General features: G+C 67.8%; 17 protein-coding genes and 1 pseudogene. 8 read left to right on the top strand and 10 right to left on the bottom strand.

The annotated features are described in order from the left end of the window. Positions 1 to 91 precede the first annotated feature (91 nt). Complete coding sequence (locus tag HWX07_RS03065) at positions 92 to 1,552, top strand: MFS transporter (protein ID WP_175875130.1); 1,461 nt, start codon at positions 92 to 94, stop codon at positions 1,550 to 1,552. Positions 1,553 to 1,642: 90 nt separating this feature from the next. Here HWX07_RS03065 and HWX07_RS03060 read toward each other — a convergent pair whose 3' ends face one another. Continuing rightward, on the bottom strand, positions 1,643 to 1,840 hold the full coding sequence (locus HWX07_RS03060) for an oxidoreductase-like domain-containing protein (RefSeq protein WP_175767613.1): 198 nt from the start codon (positions 1,838 to 1,840) through the stop codon (positions 1,643 to 1,645). A gap of 161 nt (positions 1,841 to 2,001) precedes the next feature. On the opposite strand from HWX07_RS03060, the gene HWX07_RS03055 reads away from it, so the two are divergent. Then, positions 2,002 to 2,424: a RidA family protein gene (locus tag HWX07_RS03055; protein ID WP_175875129.1), complete on the top strand. Its 423-nt coding sequence runs from the start codon at positions 2,002 to 2,004 to the stop codon at positions 2,422 to 2,424. 76 nt (positions 2,425 to 2,500) lie between these two features. Here the strand turns inward: HWX07_RS03055 and creD are convergent, their stop codons facing one another. The 4 genes from creD to HWX07_RS03035 all read right to left on the bottom strand — a co-directional run bounded on the left by creD (position 2,501) and on the right by HWX07_RS03035 (position 6,969). Continuing rightward, positions 2,501 to 3,889: a cell envelope integrity protein CreD gene (creD, locus tag HWX07_RS03050; RefSeq protein ID WP_175875128.1), complete on the bottom strand. Its 1,389-nt coding sequence runs from the start codon at positions 3,887 to 3,889 to the stop codon at positions 2,501 to 2,503. 102 nt (positions 3,890 to 3,991) lie between these two features. Next, entirely contained in the window at positions 3,992 to 5,431 is a 1,440-nt protein-coding gene (gene creC, locus HWX07_RS03045) for a two-component system sensor histidine kinase CreC (protein ID WP_175875127.1), read from the bottom strand. Positions 5,432 to 5,446: 15 nt separating this feature from the next. After that, positions 5,447 to 6,166 carry a two-component system response regulator CreB gene (gene creB, locus HWX07_RS03040; protein WP_175875126.1) on the bottom strand — a complete coding sequence of 240 codons (720 nt, stop codon included), beginning with the start codon at positions 6,164 to 6,166 and terminating at the stop codon, positions 5,447 to 5,449. 89 nt (positions 6,167 to 6,255) lie between these two features. After that, positions 6,256 to 6,969, bottom strand: coding sequence for an SDR family NAD(P)-dependent oxidoreductase (locus HWX07_RS03035; protein WP_175785007.1), 714 nt, complete (start codon positions 6,967 to 6,969; stop codon positions 6,256 to 6,258). A 400-nt stretch (positions 6,970 to 7,369) separates the two neighbouring features. Here HWX07_RS03035 and HWX07_RS03030 point away from each other — a divergent pair, with 400 nt between their 5' ends. Next, on the top strand, positions 7,370 to 8,047 hold the full coding sequence (locus tag HWX07_RS03030; RefSeq protein ID WP_175875125.1) for a dihydrodipicolinate reductase C-terminal domain-containing protein: 678 nt from the start codon (positions 7,370 to 7,372) through the stop codon (positions 8,045 to 8,047). Positions 8,048 to 8,139: 92 nt separating this feature from the next. Here HWX07_RS03030 and HWX07_RS03025 read toward each other — a convergent pair whose 3' ends face one another. Both HWX07_RS03025 and HWX07_RS03020 read right to left on the bottom strand, forming a co-directional pair. Beyond that, positions 8,140 to 8,949: an SDR family oxidoreductase gene (locus HWX07_RS03025; RefSeq protein ID WP_175875124.1), complete on the bottom strand. Its 810-nt coding sequence runs from the start codon at positions 8,947 to 8,949 to the stop codon at positions 8,140 to 8,142. Next, on the bottom strand, positions 8,946 to 9,779 hold the full coding sequence (locus HWX07_RS03020; protein ID WP_175875123.1) for a molybdenum cofactor biosynthesis F family protein: 834 nt from the start codon (positions 9,777 to 9,779) through the stop codon (positions 8,946 to 8,948). The genes HWX07_RS03025 and HWX07_RS03020 overlap by 4 nt, the downstream gene beginning before the upstream one ends. Positions 9,780 to 9,949: 170 nt before the next feature. Between HWX07_RS03020 and HWX07_RS03015 the strand changes: the two genes are divergently transcribed. From HWX07_RS03015 to HWX07_RS03005, 3 genes are all read left to right on the top strand, one after another. Further along, entirely contained in the window at positions 9,950 to 10,744 is a 795-nt protein-coding gene (locus tag HWX07_RS03015) for an AraC family transcriptional regulator (RefSeq protein ID WP_175875122.1), read from the top strand. A gap of 184 nt (positions 10,745 to 10,928) precedes the next feature. Further along, on the top strand, positions 10,929 to 11,861 hold the full coding sequence (locus HWX07_RS03010; RefSeq protein WP_175875121.1) for a DMT family transporter: 933 nt from the start codon (positions 10,929 to 10,931) through the stop codon (positions 11,859 to 11,861). Positions 11,862 to 12,051: 190 nt separating this feature from the next. Beyond that, positions 12,052 to 12,600 carry a permease gene (locus tag HWX07_RS03005; RefSeq protein ID WP_124701296.1) on the top strand — a complete coding sequence of 183 codons (549 nt, stop codon included), beginning with the start codon at positions 12,052 to 12,054 and terminating at the stop codon, positions 12,598 to 12,600. Between the two features lie 97 nt (positions 12,601 to 12,697). Here the strand turns inward: HWX07_RS03005 and HWX07_RS03000 are convergent, their stop codons facing one another. Continuing rightward, the gene (locus HWX07_RS03000; protein WP_006485835.1) at positions 12,698 to 12,832 is read right to left on the bottom strand and encodes an entericidin A/B family lipoprotein; all 135 of its coding nucleotides are present in this window, start codon (positions 12,830 to 12,832) and stop codon (positions 12,698 to 12,700) included. A gap of 234 nt (positions 12,833 to 13,066) precedes the next feature. Between HWX07_RS03000 and HWX07_RS02995 the strand changes: the two genes are divergently transcribed. Beyond that, the gene (locus HWX07_RS02995; RefSeq protein WP_175875120.1) at positions 13,067 to 14,362 is read left to right on the top strand and encodes an aspartate carbamoyltransferase; all 1,296 of its coding nucleotides are present in this window, start codon (positions 13,067 to 13,069) and stop codon (positions 14,360 to 14,362) included. A gap of 131 nt (positions 14,363 to 14,493) precedes the next feature. Here HWX07_RS02995 and HWX07_RS02990 read toward each other — a convergent pair whose 3' ends face one another. Together HWX07_RS02990 and HWX07_RS02985 are read right to left on the bottom strand one after the other, a co-directional pair. After that, positions 14,494 to 14,913 (bottom strand): type II toxin-antitoxin system VapC family toxin, encoded by a 420-nt coding sequence (locus HWX07_RS02990; RefSeq protein ID WP_175875119.1) that lies wholly within the window; start codon positions 14,911 to 14,913, stop codon positions 14,494 to 14,496. After that, positions 14,910 to 15,148 (bottom strand): annotated as a pseudogene (locus HWX07_RS02985) (Arc family DNA-binding protein). Before HWX07_RS02985 ends, HWX07_RS02990 begins: the two are co-directional and overlap by 4 nt. 317 nt (positions 15,149 to 15,465) lie before the next feature. Here HWX07_RS02985 and HWX07_RS02980 point away from each other — a divergent pair. After that, on the top strand, positions 15,466 to 17,709 hold the full coding sequence (locus HWX07_RS02980) for a TonB-dependent siderophore receptor (protein WP_175875118.1): 2,244 nt from the start codon (positions 15,466 to 15,468) through the stop codon (positions 17,707 to 17,709). Positions 17,710 to 17,711 lie beyond the last annotated feature (2 nt).

The raw sequence follows: 17,711 nt of genomic DNA, 5'->3' as shown, positions 1-17,711 counted from the left end.
CCGAACCATGGGCGATGCCCAGAATAAGGGGTCAACGGCCTGCTTGCGTCGATCGTCTATCGGGCCCTCATTCTTTGGATCTGCTTTCATCATGACGAACAACACCCTCGCCCCCTGCGCGCCGGCCTGCTCGGCCGCCGCGGCGACGCCGCGCAGCCATCACGGCTGGGCGCTCGTGGTCCTGCTGGTCGGCGCCATTCTGCCGCCGCTCGACTACTTCATCGTGAATCTCGCGCTGCCGGCCATTCGCGACGGCATCGGCGCGCGCCAGGCCGAGTTGCAGCTCGTCGTGTCGGCCTATGCGTGCGCGAACGCGGTCGTCCAGATCACCGGCGGGCGTCTCGGCGACCTGTACGGCCGCAAGCGCATGTTCATGGTCGGCATGGCCGGCTTCGTGCTCGCGTCGACGCTGTGCGGGCTCGCCGGCAACGGCACGGTGCTCGTCGGCGGCCGCGTGCTGCAGGGCCTGTTCGCCGCGATCCTCGCGCCGCAGGTGCTCGCGACGATCCGCAGCGTGTTCAGCCCGCAGGAACAGGTGCGCGTGATGGGCTTCTACGGGTTCGCGTTCGGCCTCGCGGCCGTGATCGGCCAGCTCGGCGGCGGCGCGCTGATCAGCCTGCATCCGTTCGGGCTCGGCTGGCGCGCGATCTTCCTCGTCAATCTGCCGATCGGCATCCTGGCGCTGATCGGCAGCTGGCGCTTCATCCCGGAAAACCGCGCGCCGCGCGGCCAGCGCATCGACGTGCCGGGCACGGTGCTGATGTCGCTGTTCCTGCTGATGCTCGTGTACCCGCTCACGCATGGTCGGGAAGCCGGCTGGCCGCTGTGGATGATCGCGTGCGGCGTCGGCGCGCTGCCGATGCTCGGCGCGCTGCTGACGGTCGAAGCGCGCCGGCTCGCGCGCGGCCACGATCCGCTGCTCGACGTGCGGCTGTTCCGCAACCCGGTCGTCGCGCTCGGGCTCCTGCTCGCGTTCCTGTTCTACACGCTGAGCGCGTTCTTCCTGAGTTACGGGATCTATCTGCAGGGCTGCCTGAACTGGTCGCCGCTCGCGTCCGGCTTCGCGATCCTGCCGCTCGGGCTCGGCTTCCTCGCGAGCCCGCTACTGATGCCGCGCCTCGTCGCGCGGTTCGGCGGGTATCGCGTGCTCACGCTCGGCTTCGCGATGCTCGCGGCCGGCGTCGCGATCGCCGCCGCGCTCGCCCGCGACGGCGCGCCGGGGCCCGGCTTCTATGCGGGCATCGCGGCGATCGGCATCGGGCAGGGGCTCGTGCTGCCGTCGGTCGTGCGGATCGTGCTCGCGGAAGTCGATGCGGCCCGCGCGGGAGTCGCGTCGGGAATGGTCAGCGCGATGCTGCAGATCGGCGCGGCGGTCGGCGCCGCGACGATCGGCGGCGTGTTCTTCGCGCGGCTCGGCGCGCATCCGGCCGCGCTCGATTACGTGCACGGGTTCAGGGCGTCGATGTTCACGCTGACGATCGTGTTGGTGGGCTGCATCGCGCTGTCGATGGCGCTCGGGCCGCTGCATCGGCGGCTGCATCCGGATGCGTGACGGTCGACACGAACGGAAACACGTCGCATCGGTCCAGGCCCGCAAACAGGCACGGCACAGGCGCGGCGTGGCGGCTCGCCGGCATCCGGTTCATCGGTGCGGCGCGCGCTGTGCGTGCCGCACCTCCCATTCGGCCAGTTCGACGCGATAGCGCGCGAGCGCCTCGTCGTAAAGGTCGAAGACGCACGGCGAGCAGCCGCTGTTGCAGCAGTCTTCCAGTTCGGGTTGGACAGGCGGGGTCGGGCGAGGATCGTCGACGGACGAATCTCCGGAGGCTTGGTTCGGCACGGCATGGTCCGGTAATGTGGAGCGGTCAGTATAGGGCGATCCGGGCCGCCGCCGCATTCGGCAGGCCGGGCGGGTCGACGATGAACGCATCCGTCATGGCGCAATCGCCGCATGCGGCACGCCGCTGTGCTCGCCCATTTCGACCCCACAGGAGCCGCACGATGGCCGAAGCCGTGAATCCACCGGAAGTCTGGGCGCCGTTCGGCGCATTCTCGATGGCCGTGATCCAGGGCGACGGCCGGATCGTGCATCTGAAGGGCCAGGTCGCGCTCGACCGCGACGGGCAGCCAGTCGGCGCCGGCGACATGCGCGCCCAGGTCCGGCAAACGCTCGACAACATCCGTGACGTGCTGGCCGCGCTGGGCGGGCAGATGCGCGACGTGATCTCGCTCGTCCATTACGCCACCGACATCGATGCGTTCATGCAGGCCGGCGACATCCGCAAGACCTACTTCGCCGAACCCTATCCGGTGACGACGACTGTCCAGGTCGAACGTCTCTACCATCCCGACCTGCTGATCGAGATCGCGGCCATCGCCGAGATTCCGCTGGCGCGGTTTCGTCGGCCGGCGACGGCCGCGTGAAAGACATCGGCCTGTGTGCAAACGCGCGCCGGCCGCTGTATGCCCGACCGGCGCGCGCGTGCTCTCGACCCGCTCGCTACTTCGCCGGCGCACTCGGCTTCACCGTTGCCGGCCTGTCGGCCAGCGGCTGCCACGCGGCGCCGAGCGAATACCAGTCGACGCGGCGCGTGAGCGTCATGATGCCGGCAAGGATCGCGAACAGCAGCAGCGAACCGAGCATCAGCGCGTTGTCTTCCGACAGCAGCAGCCCGTAGAGCGCCGCGTACAGCATCGCGAGCAGCGCGGTGAACGTCGCGCCGCGCTTCACGCTGTGCAGCACGAACGACAGGTAGAAGCCGAGCAGCCCGATGCATGCGCCGCTCGCCGCGAGATACGCATAGCCGAACGCAATGTGCTCGGACAGGCTCAGCAGCAGCAGGAAGAACAGCGCGAGCGACAGGCCGACCAGCGTGTACTGGATCGGGTGAATGCGCAGCCGCTTCACGAGCTCGTACATGAAGAAGCTCGCGAACGTGAGCATCACGAACAGCGCACCATATTTCGTCGCGCGTTCGGCCTGCAGATAGACGTTCACGGGTTCGATCACCGATACCGACGCCATCTCGATCTCGCCCCCGCCGTTGCCGGATGCCACTTGCTCGCGCGCCTTCGTGTTGAATGACGTCACGTGCCAGTTGCTGACGAAGCCGCGCGCATCGATCGTGCGCTCCGCCGGCAGGAACTCGCCACCGAAGCTCGGATGCGGCCACGTCGATTTCAGCGAGAAGTCGTTCTGGTCACCCACCGGCGCGAACGCGACCGATTCGGCGCCCGCCAGCGGCAGGCCAATGCTGAACGGCACGACCGTCGCCCCGGCGTTTGCCGCCGCCAGCGCCGCGAGATCGACGTTCGCATGCACGCCCTGGCGCAGGCTGTCGAGCCGCGTGCCCTGCTCCACGTCGATCCGATTGCCGCCGATGCGCAGGTCGGGCTGCGCCTTCAGCCCCCGCAGGTCGCCGATGCCGAGCGCCACGTATGCGCCGTCGATCTTGAAGCTCACGTGGCCGTCGGCCTGCGGCAGCTTCTTCAGGTCCGGCAGCGGCAGCGTGCCCGTGATCCGGCTGTCGAGCCCGTACACGAGCGCTTTATGGATACCGCGATAGCGCACGCTGACCGACAGCGTGCCGTCGACCTTCAGCGTCTTCGGGAACACGAGCAGCCGCTTCGCCTCGCTTTTCAGGCCGGTTTTCGCCTTGCCGCCGGCCCGCGCGTCGTCGCTCACGCGCGTGACTTCCGTGTAACGGACGACGAGCACCGGCCCCGTCACCGTCTGCGGCCCCGCGTAGCTCGCCCAGATACTCTGCAGCGCACTCTGCCGGTAATCGGCGCGTTCCCGCACGATGCTCTGGACCATCTGCAGCGGGATCAGGATCGCCAGCGCGAGAAACGCGGTGATCATGGACTTGAACAACAGGACTCGATTCATTGCTGGCAGGTACCGGAGTGGAGGTACGGTCAGCATGAGCGGCCCCGGTGAAGGGCGATTGAAGCCGGCGTGAAGCGAACGTGTGGCGAGCGTGAAGCGCGGTCAGCCCGCCGACGGCAGCGTGAGCGTCGCGCACGCCCCGCCTTCCGCGCGGTTCGCGAGTGCGATCTGGCCGCGATGCAGCATCGCGACTTCGCGGACGAAACACAGCCCGAGGCCCGTGCTGCGATCCTGTCCGTCGGGCCGCGGCAGCGAATAGAAGCGTTCAAAGACGCGCGACAGCGCATAGTCGGGCACACCGGGGCCGTCGTCGTCGACGCGCACGACCGCCACGTGCGCCCGCCGCTCGAGCGCGATCCGGATCGTGCTGCCTGGCGGCGCGAAATCCAGCGCGTTGTCGAGCAGGTTGCCGAGCGCCTGCCGCAGCAGGAACGGATCGCCGTCGACGACCGCGGGATCGGCCGCATCGCTCGCATCGATCCGCAGGCTCACGCCGCGCTGCCGCGCGCGCGGCTCGAGATCGTCGACGAGCTGTTCGAGCACCGGCCGCAGCGCGACCGGCTCGTGCACCGACAGGCGCTGCTTCTGCTCGACCTCGGCCAGCGCGAGCAGCTTGCGGATCATCTGTTCGAGGCGGCCGGCCTGGCGGCGGATGTTCTCGGTGAAGCGCCGGCGGTTGGCGACCGGCATGTCTTCCTGCAACAGCTCGGCCGCGCCGCTGATCGCGGCCAGCGGGCTTTTCATCTCGTGCGTGAGCGTGTGGATGTAGGTTTCGACGTACTGGCGGTCTTCCAGCCGCTGATGCATGCTTTCCACCGCGCGCCCCAGTTCGGCCAGTTCGTTCGCGCCCTGCAGCGGCATCGACGCGCGCTCGCCGGCCGCGATCGCACGCGCATAGCGTTGCAGGCGCCGCAGACCGAGCACCAGCCACCACGTGCACGCGACGCCGATCAGGATCGCGCCGCCCATCAGCAACGCGCCGTACAGCATGATCTTGCGCTGGCTGCGCGCGATGAACGGCGCGACCGTCTGGTTCGGTTTCGCGATCGTCAGCACACCGATGATCTCGTTGCCGCGCCGGATCGGCGCCGCCACGTGCATCACGGTGCTGCCGTCGTCGTTCGGATCGCTGCGCGTGCTGCGCGCGCCGTATTCGCCGCGCAGCGTCCGGTACACGTCGTTCCAGCGCGAATAGTCCTGCCCGACCGCACTGCCGGACGAGTCGTAGCGCACGATGCCGTGCGCGTCGGTGATGTAGAGCCGGTAGCCGATCGCGTTCTTCTGGATACCCCACACGTTCGCGCTGACCGGGCGCTCGTGCAGTTTCCCGAGCTGCCGCGCGAACGCGCCGTCGGCGATATGTCCGTTCGCCATGTCGTCGGCCGCCAGTGCCGCCAGCACCTGCGCGGTATCGACGAGCGTGTCCTCCATCGCTTCGCGCACGCCGGGCTTCACCTCCTGCACGAACACGCGCAGCGTGATCAGCGCGGCCAGGCCGACGATCAGGAAAAAGCCGAAGAAGATGCGCAGGCCGATATGCATGGACGGTGCCGCTCGTTACGGTTGCAGCGAATAACCCATGCCGCGATGCGTGCGGATCGGGTCGCGCTCGGGATCGATCGCGCGCAGCTTGGCGCGCAGCGTCTTGATGTGCGTGTCGACCGTGCGGTCGGCCGAATCGAGCGCCTCGTGCCACACGAGATCCATCAATTGTTCGCGCGAGTAGATGCGCCCCGGATGCCGGACCAGCAGCGCCATCAGCCCGAATTCGTAGCGCGTGAGGTCCAGCGCGTGACCTAGCCACGACACGCGCGCGCCGTCGGTGTCGAGCGTGAAGCCGGAGGCGATCGGTGCCGGCGCGTCGGCCGAAGCGGGCGTGGGTGCAGGCGCCGGTTCCGGTGCGGCCGTCCGGTGGAGGCGACGCAGGATCACGCGCACCCGCGCGGCCAGCTCGCGCGGCGAGAACGGCTTGACGACGTAATCGTCGGCGCCGATCTCGAGCCCGACGATCCGGTCGATCTCGTCGTGCCGCGCGGTCAGGAAGATCACCGGAATATCGGTGAACGTGCGCAGCCGCCGGCATACCTCGAAACCGCTGAGGTCCGGCAGGCCGACATCGAGCACCACGAGATCGACCTGCGTGTCGCGCAGGCGGTCGAGCGCCGCCTGCCCGAGCGTGCAGTGGACGGTCTGCATGCCGTCGGTGCCGAGGGCATAGACGATCGTGTCCGCGATCGCCTGTTCGTCTTCGACGATCAGGATGATGGGCTGAGTCATGGTCTCAGGTTCGGGTCTCGGGTTCCGGCCGTGCAAGCCGGTGCGACATTGTACGCACGGCCGAACCCGGCGAGCCCTCCTCCGGCGTACTACGCGACGCGGCCACTCACCGGAATCGACGCACCGGTGATCGCCTGCGCGTCGGCCGACAGCAGGAATCCGATCGTCGCCGCGAGCTGCTCGGGCCGGACCCAGCGCGAGAAGTCGGCGTCGGGCATGTCCTTGCGGTTCGGCGGCGTGTCGATGATGCTCGGCAGCAGCGCGTTCACGGTCACGCCGCGATCGAGCAGTTCCGCCGCCAGTGCCTCGGTGAGCCGCGCGACACCCGCCTTCGCGGCCGCATACGCGCCCATTCCGGCGCCGGCCTTGAATGCCGCGCCCGCGCCGATGTTGACGATGCGGCCCGCCTGACTCGCCACCAGGTACGGCAGCGCGGCTTTCGACGCGTTCAGCGCCGTCTTCACGTTCAGTTCGTACATGCGGTCCCACGTGGCGGCATCGCCGTCGGCGATCGTCTGCCACACGAATGCGCCGGCGATGTTCAGCAGCGCGTCGACCCGGCCGAATTCGCGGTTGACCGTGTCGAGCGCCTGCACGGCGGCCTGCGGATCGACGAGATCGATGCCGCCGATGCGCAGCGCATCGGCCGGCACGCCGGGCAGCGCCTGCGCCGCCGGCGCCGCGCCGCGGCCGATCAGCGCGACGCGTGCGCCGCGCTCGCCGAGCCACGCGGCCGTCGCGACGCCCAGATGACCGAAGCCGCCGGTGATCGCGACTGCCTTGCCTTTCAGGTCGTGTTCCATCGATGTGTTCTCCTGGATCGAGGGTGATGGGATGAAATGCCGACAGCGTAGCGCCGTTCACGCGTTCGTGCGCACGGGATCAAGGTGCGGCAGCGCGGCTCCTCCGTCGTTTCGCTTCGGTTGCCCGGGCGCCAGCCCGGCGGCTGCGCCACGAAGCGGATCGCGGTCCACACGCACGCGCCGCGGGCCATCGCAACGTCGCGGGCGAGGTGGGCTGCCGAGGGCGTCGGCGAGCCGATGCGCCGCGACACCACATGCCCGGACCGACAAGCGCGCCAACCGACGGACGGGCATAATGCGCGATGCCCGCCCGGCGCGGCAAGCGGCACGGCAGCTGGCTTGCTCGACAGCCTGCATCGCCGCCGCCCACTCGCCACCCGAACCTCAACCCGTCAATCCCATGCAAGTACTCGTCATCGGAACCGGCAAACTCGCCAACGAGTTGCTCGGCTCGCACAAGCTCGACCCGGCCACCTGCCGCGTGATGCCTTGGTCGGACACCGCGCGAACCGACGCCCGGTCGATCGTCGTCCATGCCGGTTCCGGCCGCGAACTCGCCGCCGCGATCGCGTTCTGCCAGGCCACCGCGTCGCCGCTCGTCGAGTTGTCGACCGGCTCCGTCCTCGAAACCGGGACGTCCGGCTTTCCGGTCGTGCTGTGTCCGAACACGAACATCCTGATGCTCAAGTTCATGAGCATGCTGGAAACCAGCGGCCACCTGTTTCGCGACTGCGAGATCAGCGTGACCGAGTCGCATCAGGCCGGCAAGACGTCCGTCCCCGGCACGGCCGTCGGCATCGCCGCGTCGCTCGGCGTGCAGCCGGCAGACATCCGCTCCGTGCGCGACCCGGCCGTGCAGCGCAGCGAATTCGGCATCCCCGACGATCAGCTCGGCCGCCATGCGGTTCACCGGATACGCATCGACGACGGCGCATGCAGCCTGCAGTTCGAATCGCGCGTATCCGGCGAGACGCCTTATGCGGACGGCGTCTCGCGCATCGTCGAGGCCGTCCGGCAGCACGATCTCGAGCATCGCCGCTATTCGATCGTCGAATTCATCCGCAACGGCTGGCTGTAGTCACGGCGGCGGCATGCGGCACGGCCCGCGGCGGCCCGGTACGCGCGCCTATGCCGCCACCGCCTCGCCGCAGCCCTTCGAGCAGCCGCTCGCTATCGATCCCCCAGCACCGCCCCGCTCTCCGGCAAGGTCGCCCCGCCATCGACGACGATCGTCTGCCCGGTGATGTACGCCGCGTCGGCCGACGCGAGAAACAGCATCGCGTTCGCGATGTCCTCCGGTTCGCCCATCCGCGCGAGCGGAATGTCGCGCGCGATCTGCGCCGCAACCGACGCGTCGCCGAGATTGCCGGCCGCCGGCGTGCGAATCATCCCCGGCTCGACGCCGTTGACCGTCACGTTGCGGCGCGCCAGCTCCAGCGCCGCCGCCCGGATAAAGCCGTTCACGCCGGCCTTCGACGCCGCGTAATGCGCAAGCCCCGGATAGACGACGCGCGGCCCCGTCACCGACGACGTGACGAGCAGCCTGCCGGCCCCCGCCCGCTCGAATGCCGGCAACGCGGCCTGCGCGAGCCAGAACAGCGCCGACAGGTTGACCGACAGCGTGCGGTCGAGCGTCGGCTCGTCGATCTGCATGAACGGCGTCAACGGAAAATACGCGGCATTGTGGATGACGACATCGAGCCGGCCGCCGTCGCGTTCGACCGCCGCGACGAGCGCATCCAGTTCACCCCGGCTCGCGGCATCGACCCGATACGCGCGTGCGTCGCCGCCCGCGCCGGCCAGCGCGTCGGCCTGCGCGGCTGCCGCGTCGCCGTTCAGATCGGCCACGGCGACGAACGCGTCGGATTCCGCGAAACGGCGCGCGATCGCCGCGCCGATCCCTTGCGCGGCGCCCGTGACGAGCACGACACGGCCGCCGAAATCCGCGCGCAGGCGGCCGCTGCCCGGCACGGCAGTCATCGCTGCGCCTCGCCGCCGGACGGATACACGGTTTCGTTCAGCACTTGCGCGTAAGCGCCGATCTGGAAATTCGACAGCGTGCCGAAATCGCCGCCCTGATAGCCGAAGATCTTGCCGTCGGTCTTGCGCTGCGCGAGGTCGATCAGCACGACGCCGAGCGTCGGCACCACTTTCTCGCGCCACACGAACAGATACAGCTCGTCCGCCATCTTGAAGTAATGGCAGCGGTCGACATCGGCCAGCCCTCCTTCCACGCCTTGCAGGCACTGCCACGCGTAGAAATTCTCGTTCAGGTAGATGTGCTCGTAGCATTCGGTCGGGCTGTAGCGGTACATCGTCCGCTTGCCGATCAGCTCGCGCGTGGGCGCATGCAGCGGCCCCGGCCGCGCGTGGCCACCGAGCGTGCCGTGCCGGAATTGCGCGTCGACGGCCGTCAGCGGCAGCCCGCGCGCGACGCGCGTGAACGCATCGATGCGCGTGTCGGCTTCCGTCGGCAGCGTACCGACGACCGACGTCCACACGCCGGTGTCCAGATCGATCACGAGGCTGACCGACGTCGCCCGGGCGGTGGCATCGATGTAGTCGACGAAGTACAGTCCGTCGCGCAGCCGCGTCACGCGGCACGGCGTGCGGCCGCCCGTATCGCTCGCCGCATCGCGCCACTGCAGCGCATCCGGCTCGAACGTATAGACGCGCCACGCGCCCGATGCGTCGCCAAGCGCCAGCGTCCGCCCGACGAGTGCGTCGACGGGGGCGAGGATGTTCGCCTCCGGCGCGAAGCCGTCCGCGAGCGCGCCAACCTGAATGAATACCGGGTCCTGTCGTTCCACCTGCCGTCTCCCATGCAGCTTCAGGCCCGGCGGGCCGTGTACGCTGCCGATGTACACATGGTGCCGGCTGCACGCGCCGCGCGATATCCGCCAAAAGGATGAAGGGCGCGCGACGCCGGAACGCGCTAAAGTGCACGTGATCCGCGCCGCGACCGGCGCGAGGAGCGCACATGCATCGTGTCACCCACTACCGACGCACCGGTGAAGGCATCGAGGCGATCAGCCTCGAATCCGACCGCGCATTTCCGCGCCACGCGCACGACGAATTCGGGGTGGGCGTGATCGTCAGCGGTGCGCACCGGTCGTGGAGCGGTCGCGGGCAGGTCGACGCGCTGGCGGGTGACGCGATCATGGTCAACCCCGGCGAGATGCACGACGGCTCGCCGCTCGAGGCCGACACCGGCCGACGCTGGCGGATGCTGTACCTCGCGCCCGCGCTGGTCGCGGGCGTCGCCGCGGAAGAAGGCCTCGGCGGCGTCGAGCTTGCCCACCCGGCCGTGCGCGACGCGCGGCTCACGGCCGCCGTCGGCCGGCTGCATGCGCGCATCGTCGCAGGCGAAACCCCGCCGCTGGCCCGCGACGAAGCGCTCGTGATGCTCGTCGCCGGTTTGCTCGCCCGGCACGCGAACCGCACGCTGCCGGCGGCCGGCGTCGCGCCGGCCGTCCGCGTCGCGCGGGAGCGGCTCGATGCAGCGCCAGCTGCTCCCGTGTCGCTCGCCGAGCTGGCCGACCTGAGCGGCGTCAGCCGCTTCCAGTTGCTGCGCGGCTTCGCGCGCGAGCTCGGCATCACGCCGCACGCCTATCTGGTTCAGTCGCGCACGCGGCTGGCGCGCACGCTGCTGGCCAGCGGCCTGCCGATCGCCGATGCCGCGGCCGAAGCCGGCTTCGCCGATCAGAGCCACCTGACGCGTGCGTTCGCACGCCAGTTCGGGATCACGCCGGGGCGGTTCACGCAGGCGGGTTAATCAAGGCATCGCCCACGCAGTGCGGCGCTACCGGGCGCACTGCATTCAAAGGCGGTCGCCACCTCTCGACGGCAGCCGCGACCGATTGCGTCGGTGCATGTCGACGGCGCACCGCATTCACCGCGCGCCCCAGCTGCAATTTCGTTCAAGACGCACCCCACCGCCGTACGCGACGATGCGGCGCATGAAGACACGACTGATTGGCTATCTCTATCTCGCCGCCGCGATGGCGGGCGTCGGCAGCACCGTCATCGCGAGCCGTCTCGCGGCCGGCGGCCTCCCGCCGTTCGCCGCCACCGCGCTGCGCTTCCTGATCGCGACCCCGCTGCTGTTCGCGCTGATGCGCGCGCAGCGTATGCGCTGGCCGCGCATTTCCGCACGCGACGCCGTGCTGCTCGTCATCCAGGCGGCGGCGGGCGGCGTCGGCTATACGGTGCTGCTGATCAGCGGGACGAAACTGTCGTCGCCGCTCGATGCGGGCGTGATGCTCGGCACGCTGCCGGCCATGTCGACATTGATCGCGGCCGTCGTACTGCGCGAGCGGCAGACGCCGCGCGACTGGCTGGCCGCCGTGCTCGCCACGGCCGGCGTGCTGTTCGTCACATTCGCGCCGGGCCACGCGATGCCGTCGCTGCAAACACTTGCCGGCGATGCGCTGGTGCTGGCGGCCGTCGCATGCGAAGCGGTCTTCATCCTGCTCAACCGGCGGCTTGCCGCGCCGTTACCGCCGCTCGCGCTCTCCACCGCGATGTCGGGCCTCGGCTTCATGCTCGCACTCGTGCCGGCCGCGTTCGAATGGCAAGCGGTGGCGAGCGGCTCGACCGTCGGCGCCGTGTCGGCGATCGTCTACTACGCGTTGATCCCGACCGTGCTCGGCTACCTGTGCTGGTATGCGGGCTCGGCGCGCACGAGCGGCACCGAGGCGGCCCTGTTCACGGCGATCGCGCCGGTTTCGGCGGTGCTGTTCGCGGTCGCGCTGTTCGGCGAACCGCTGACCGACACGCGTGTCGCCGGCATTGCACTCGTCGTCGCGGGCATGCTCGTCGGCGCGACGCGACGGCGCGAGCCATCGGCCGCATCACGCACCACGCTCACCGCGCGGACCACCATCGACTGACTCGCGCGTTCATTGCCTCGCGACGGAAAGGGCCCCGGCGCCTTCCCGTCGCCCTCCGCCCTCCCGCAACACAGCCGGCGACTGTAGGAATGTGTCCGCGCACCGCAAAACCGTTGCGCACGACTGCGCAAGATGCAATATTCGCGTGGCCACATCCTTTGACAACCATCGAACAACAATCCGCCACGCAATGAACAGGAAGGAAGCCAAAACAAGAATCGCGGTGCTGCTGTCCGCGGGAACGAGGAAGGCCGACGCATTGGCCGAGCTGTCCGGACAGGGGCTCAAGGATCGCGTGCTCGCGCACCTGATCGCGTCACGCCCGGACCCCGAACGCTGCCGCAAGAACAAGGTGCACATCCGGATCCTGATCGCGCTCGGCATCGCCCAGCTGGTCATCAGCCTGATGCTTGCGTATTACTTCTTCGTATCCGGTGCCGGCAACGTCCTCGTCACCGTCTTCCTTGCTCTGACCGTGCCGCTGTCGCTGCTGTTCATCTGGGGCTTCGCGACCCATCGGGTGGGCGCATATCACGCGTTCATCGTGCTGTCGCTGCTACAGATACCGAAGGCCGTCGCCGATCTCGGGCGCGATCCGGCGGCCGCGCTGCCGAGCCTCGCGATCACGGTCGTGCTGGTCGGTTACGTGTGGTTCGTCCGCACCCGGTTGTTCCCCGACTACGGCTGGTTCACGCCGCGCAAGGTCGAAGGCCGCTACGCGTTCGTGGAACGCGCCTGACGCCACCACCGGCATCGACCCAGGCGTAAAAAAGGCGCCGGGCCTCCCCGCAATCGCGGGAAGGCCCGGCGCCTTCTGCATGCCGGAACCGGTCGGCTTACTTGGCCTTTTCAGCCGAATCGCTGATCGCCTGGCCGCCCTTCGAAATGTCCTGGCCCACGCCGGCGACCGTATTGCAACCGGCGAGCGCCGCGGTCACCACCAGCAGCATTGCAGCAATCGTACGCGTCATTCTCATTCTCCTTCGAATCAACATGCCCGACCGGGCGAATCGTGTGCGGCTGGCGCCCGGCAGACTGCCGGACACGGGGCCTGACCTGATTATACGGAGACGCAGGCCGCGCGCCAGTACGGCTCCGTCGAGTGTCATGCGCGCCACACCGCGCATGCGCGCAGATTTTTCTTGACTTCATCGCGCCAGGAACTAATATACGCACCGCGTATATTTTCCGCCCAGGAGCCGCCGATGACCGTTCCCCAGCAAGCCTTCCTCCGCGACGCGATGCGCCGCCTCAACATGACCCGCGAGGCATTCGCGAATCGCATCGGCGTCAGTCGGCGCGCGCTGGATACCTGGCTGCTTCCGGACGATTCGCAGGAATCGCGCGGGATGCCCGAGATCGTCGAGCGCTTCGTGTCGGAAATCGTCGAGCGCTCGGCGCCGGACGGCGAGCACTATACGCAAAGCGTAGATAAACAAGGGCTCGCGAAGCAGTTCCTGTTCGAAGGCAAGCCGCAACTGATCTCGGTCGACCAGTTCTCGCGGGATTCGGTCGAGGCGCTGTTCCGCGTGGCCGATGTCATGCAGCCGATCGCGCGCCGCCACAAGATTTCGCGCGTGCTCGAAGGCGCGGTGCTCGGCAATCTGTTCTTCGAAGCCAGCACGCGCACGCGCGTGTCGTTCGGCGCGGCCTTCTGCCGGCTCGGCGGCTCGGTGTGCGACACGACGGGATTCACGTTCTCGTCGATGGCCAAGGGCGAATCGATCTACGACACGAGCCGCGTGATGGCCGGCTACGTCGACGCGCTCGTGATCCGCCACCCGGAAAAAGGCTCGGTGGCCGAATTCGCGCGCGCGACCAACCTGCCGGTGATCAACGGCGGTGACGGCCCCGGCGAGCACCCGAGCCAGGCGCTGCTCGACCTCTACACGATCCAGCGCGAGTTTTCGCGGCTCGGCAAGATCGTCGACGGCGCGCACATCGCGCTGGTCGGCGACCTGAAATACGGCCGCACCGTGCACTCGCTCGTCAAGCTGCTCGCGCTGTACCGCGGGCTGAAGTTCACGCTCGTGTCGCCGCCGACGCTCGAGATGCCGACGTACATCGTCGAGCAGATCGCGACGAACGGCCATGTGGTCGAGCAGACGAACGACCTCGCGGCCGGGCTGCGCGGCGCGGATGTGGTCTACGCGACGCGAATTCAGAAGGAGCGCTTCACCGACGAGTCGTTCGAAGGCTATACGCCGGATTTCCAGATCAACCAGGCGCTCGTCGACTCGGTGTGCAAGCCCGACACGCTGATCATGCACCCGCTGCCGCGCGACAGCCGGCCCGGCGCGAACGACCTGTCGGTCGACCTGAACCGCGACCCGCGTCTCGCGATCTTCCGGCAGACCGACAACGGCATTCCGGTGCGGATGGCGATCTTCGCGGTGCTGCTGGGTGTCGAGAATCTCGTCCAGCATTCGATGCGCGACGCGACGTGGCGACCGCCGGCGTACCTCGGGCCGGAGGATGCGGTGTTTCACGGGATCGACTGACGCCGCACCGGAAGTGTCGCGCCCGCCCGCCATCGCCTCGGGGAGCGGGCAAGCTTGTTCGATTCGAAACGCGCCGTGTTACACGGCGCGTTTTTCATTTTCGGCACGGTGAAAGAACCGACGATCGCGGACTACTCACTCCATGGGTCGATGACGCGCAGGCCCAACGCCTGGAACGGCGCGACGTCTCGCGTGGCCACGATCAGGCCGTTCACCTCGGCCGTGGCGGCGATAAAACAATCGAGATGCGCGATCGCGTTACCTGCAACACGGGCCCGCGCCCGAAAGTTCGCATACGCTTTGCTCGCCGCATCGTCGAACGGCAGGATCCGGCCTCGATACAGCGACAGCACGCGCTGCTCGATGCCCTGATGCAACCTGTCTCGCCGTCGCCCTTCCGGCAACGCCGCAATGCCGAATCGAATTTCGGCGAGACTGATCGCGGCGAGAAACAATGTCTCGACGTTCTGCGCATCGAGCCACTCGATCACCGCCGCGTTCGGCTCGCGCCGGAGCGGCTCGGTCATGACGTTCGTATCAACAAGGATCATTCGAAGCTCATCGGATGGGTTGGCGTGTTGTCGCGCTCGACGTCGAAATCGACGCCTCCGGCTCCCCGCCCGATTTCCATCAGCAACGTACCGAGCTTCGGTCGTCCGTCTGGCAGAGCGGCCTGCTCGAGAATGTCACGCACCTCGGCTTCGGTACTGCGCCCATGCCGGCTGCACGAACCCGAAGCGCACGATGCACCTCATCAGGCAAGTTTCGAACGGTAATGACGGGCACGCTCCAATCCTTCAAAAGGCTTTCAATGCATTCATCTTGGCATTTTGCAGTCACTCGGCGCCACGCGACGCAATCACTCTAGCCCCGCCGCCACACCCTTCCCACTCGGCCAATTGGCCATCTTTCCGCGCCCCGCAAGCCTTCGCCCCCTCTGCAACATTCGTCAACAATTCCCTTGCAAACGCGAACAAGAACGCTTCTCATTTAAAGAAAAATTACATAGAATGCCGCCTGAAAACAAATCGTAATAATTCCCGGCGGCGTACACATTTCCGTAACGCACCGCCCCGGGCCACATCGCGAGGTCGAAGCGCACCATGAAATCCCGTCCGGACGAGCTGAAGCTCGGTAAGTTCACCACCCTGTGCAGCGTGCTCGCCGCGAGCCCCGCGTTCGCCGACGGTACGCCGCCCGCGGCGCCCGCCAGCACCGAAGGCCACCTCGCGCCGATCGAGATCCAGGGCAAGACCGAGCACAGCTACAAGGCCGACTTTTCCGCTTCCGCGAAATTCACCGCGCCGCTCGTCGACACGCCGAAATCCGTCACCGTGATCCCGCAGGAACTGATCCAGAACAGCGGCGCGGCGACGCTGACCGAAGCGCTGCGCACCGTGCCCGGCATCACGTTCGGCGCCGGCGAAGGCGGCAACCCGCTCGGCGACCGTCCGTTCATCCGCGGCTACGACACGCAGGGCAGCATGTTCGTCGACGGCATGCGCGACACGGGCGCCACCACGCGCGAGATCTTCAATACCGAACGCGTCGAGATCACCAAGGGTTCCGACGGCGCGTACGGCGGCCGCGGCGGTGCCGGTGGCAGCATCAACCTGATCACGAAGGCCCCGCACCTCGGCACGACGGCCGCCGCGAGCGCGGGCCTCGGCACCGACCGCTATCGCCGCTTCACCGCCGACGGCAACTGGCAGTTCGCCGAGCACGCCGCGTTCCGCCTGAACCTGATGAGCCACAACAACGACGTCGCCGGTCGCGACGCCGTCAACAACGAGCGCTGGGGCGTCGCGCCGTCGATCGCGTTCGGTCTCGGCACGCCGACGCGCGTGACCGCGAGCTACTACCACCTGCAGACGGACGACATGCCCGACGGCGGCATCCCGTACTTCTACACGACCTCGAACAAGCCCGCGAACGTCGGCACGATCTATCCGGCGCCCGTCGATCGCCACAACTTCTACGGCCTGATCGACCGTGACTTCCGCAAGACCACGTCGGACATCAGCACGATCAAGATCGAGCACGACATCACGCCGAACCTCACGGTGCGCAATACCACGCGCTACACGGAATCGACGCAGGACTACATCTGGACGCAGCCGGACGACAGCCAGGGCAACGTGGTGAACGGCAAGGTCTGGCGCCGCAACAACAACCGCAACAGCTCGATCAACAGCCTCGCGAACCTGACCGAGCTGTTCGGCGAATTCCGCACGGGCCCGTTCAAGCACAGCTTCACGACCGGCATCGAGCTGTCGCGCGAATGGGGCAAGCGCGATTCGTATACGGTCGCGACCGACAAGGGCACGATCTGCCAGAAAGGCATCGGCGCCGCGTCGGGCTACAACTGCACGAGCCTGTGGTCGCCGAACCCGAACGATCCATGGGCCGGCTCGATCACGCGCAACAATGACTACGCGCATGCACGCACCACGACGAAGTCGATCTACGGCTTCGACACGATCGAGATCACGCCGCGCTGGCAAGTCAACGCCGGCGTGCGCGTCGACGACTACTCGACCCGCTTCACCGATACCAAGGCGAATGGCGGCAAGACCTATACGCGCGACGACACGCTCTTCAACTGGCAGGCCGGCCTCGTGTTCAAGCCCGCGCAGAACGGCAGCATCTACGCGTCGTATGCGACCTCGTCGACGCCCGCCGGCATGATGCTCGGCGAAGGCAGCGAAACGCAGTCGCTCACGCCGGGCCGCGGCGGCGTCGGCCCGAACGCCGATCAGCTTTCGCCGGAAAAAAACCGCAGCATCGAGCTCGGCACGAAGTGGAACGTGCTGAACGACAAGCTGTCGCTGACGGCCGCGCTGTTTCAGATCGACACGACCAACGCACGCGTGACGCTGCCGAACAACCAGTACGCGATGGTCGGCAACAAGCGCGTGCAGGGTCTCGAGCTCGGCCTCGCCGGCCAGATCACGAAGCAATGGCAGGTGTTCGGCGGCTACACGTACATGAAAAGCCAACTGCGCGACAACGGCAAGGACGCCGCGAACAACGGCAACCGCTTCCCGAACACGCCGAAACACAGCCTGACGATGTGGTCGAACTACGACGTCACGCCGAAGTTCACGGTCGGCGGCGGCGCGTTCTATATGTCGGAAGTATTCGGCGATCCCGCGAACCTGCGCGCCGTGCCGTCGTACTGGCGCTTCGACGCGATGGCGCAGTACCGGATCAACAAGAAGCTCGACCTGCAACTGAACGTGAACAACCTGTTCAACCGCACCTACTTCGATCAGGCGTATCCGGCGCACTATGCGTCGATCGCGCCGGGCCGCTCGGCGTTCGTCACGCTGAACGCGCGCTACTGATC

It is taken from the genome of Burkholderia sp. BCC0097 (genome assembly GCF_902832985.1).
GTDB lineage: Bacteria > Pseudomonadota > Gammaproteobacteria > Burkholderiales > Burkholderiaceae > Burkholderia > Burkholderia orbicola.
Note: the sequence above shows the minus strand (reverse complement) of the source record. Positions and strands in the feature narration are given on the sequence as shown.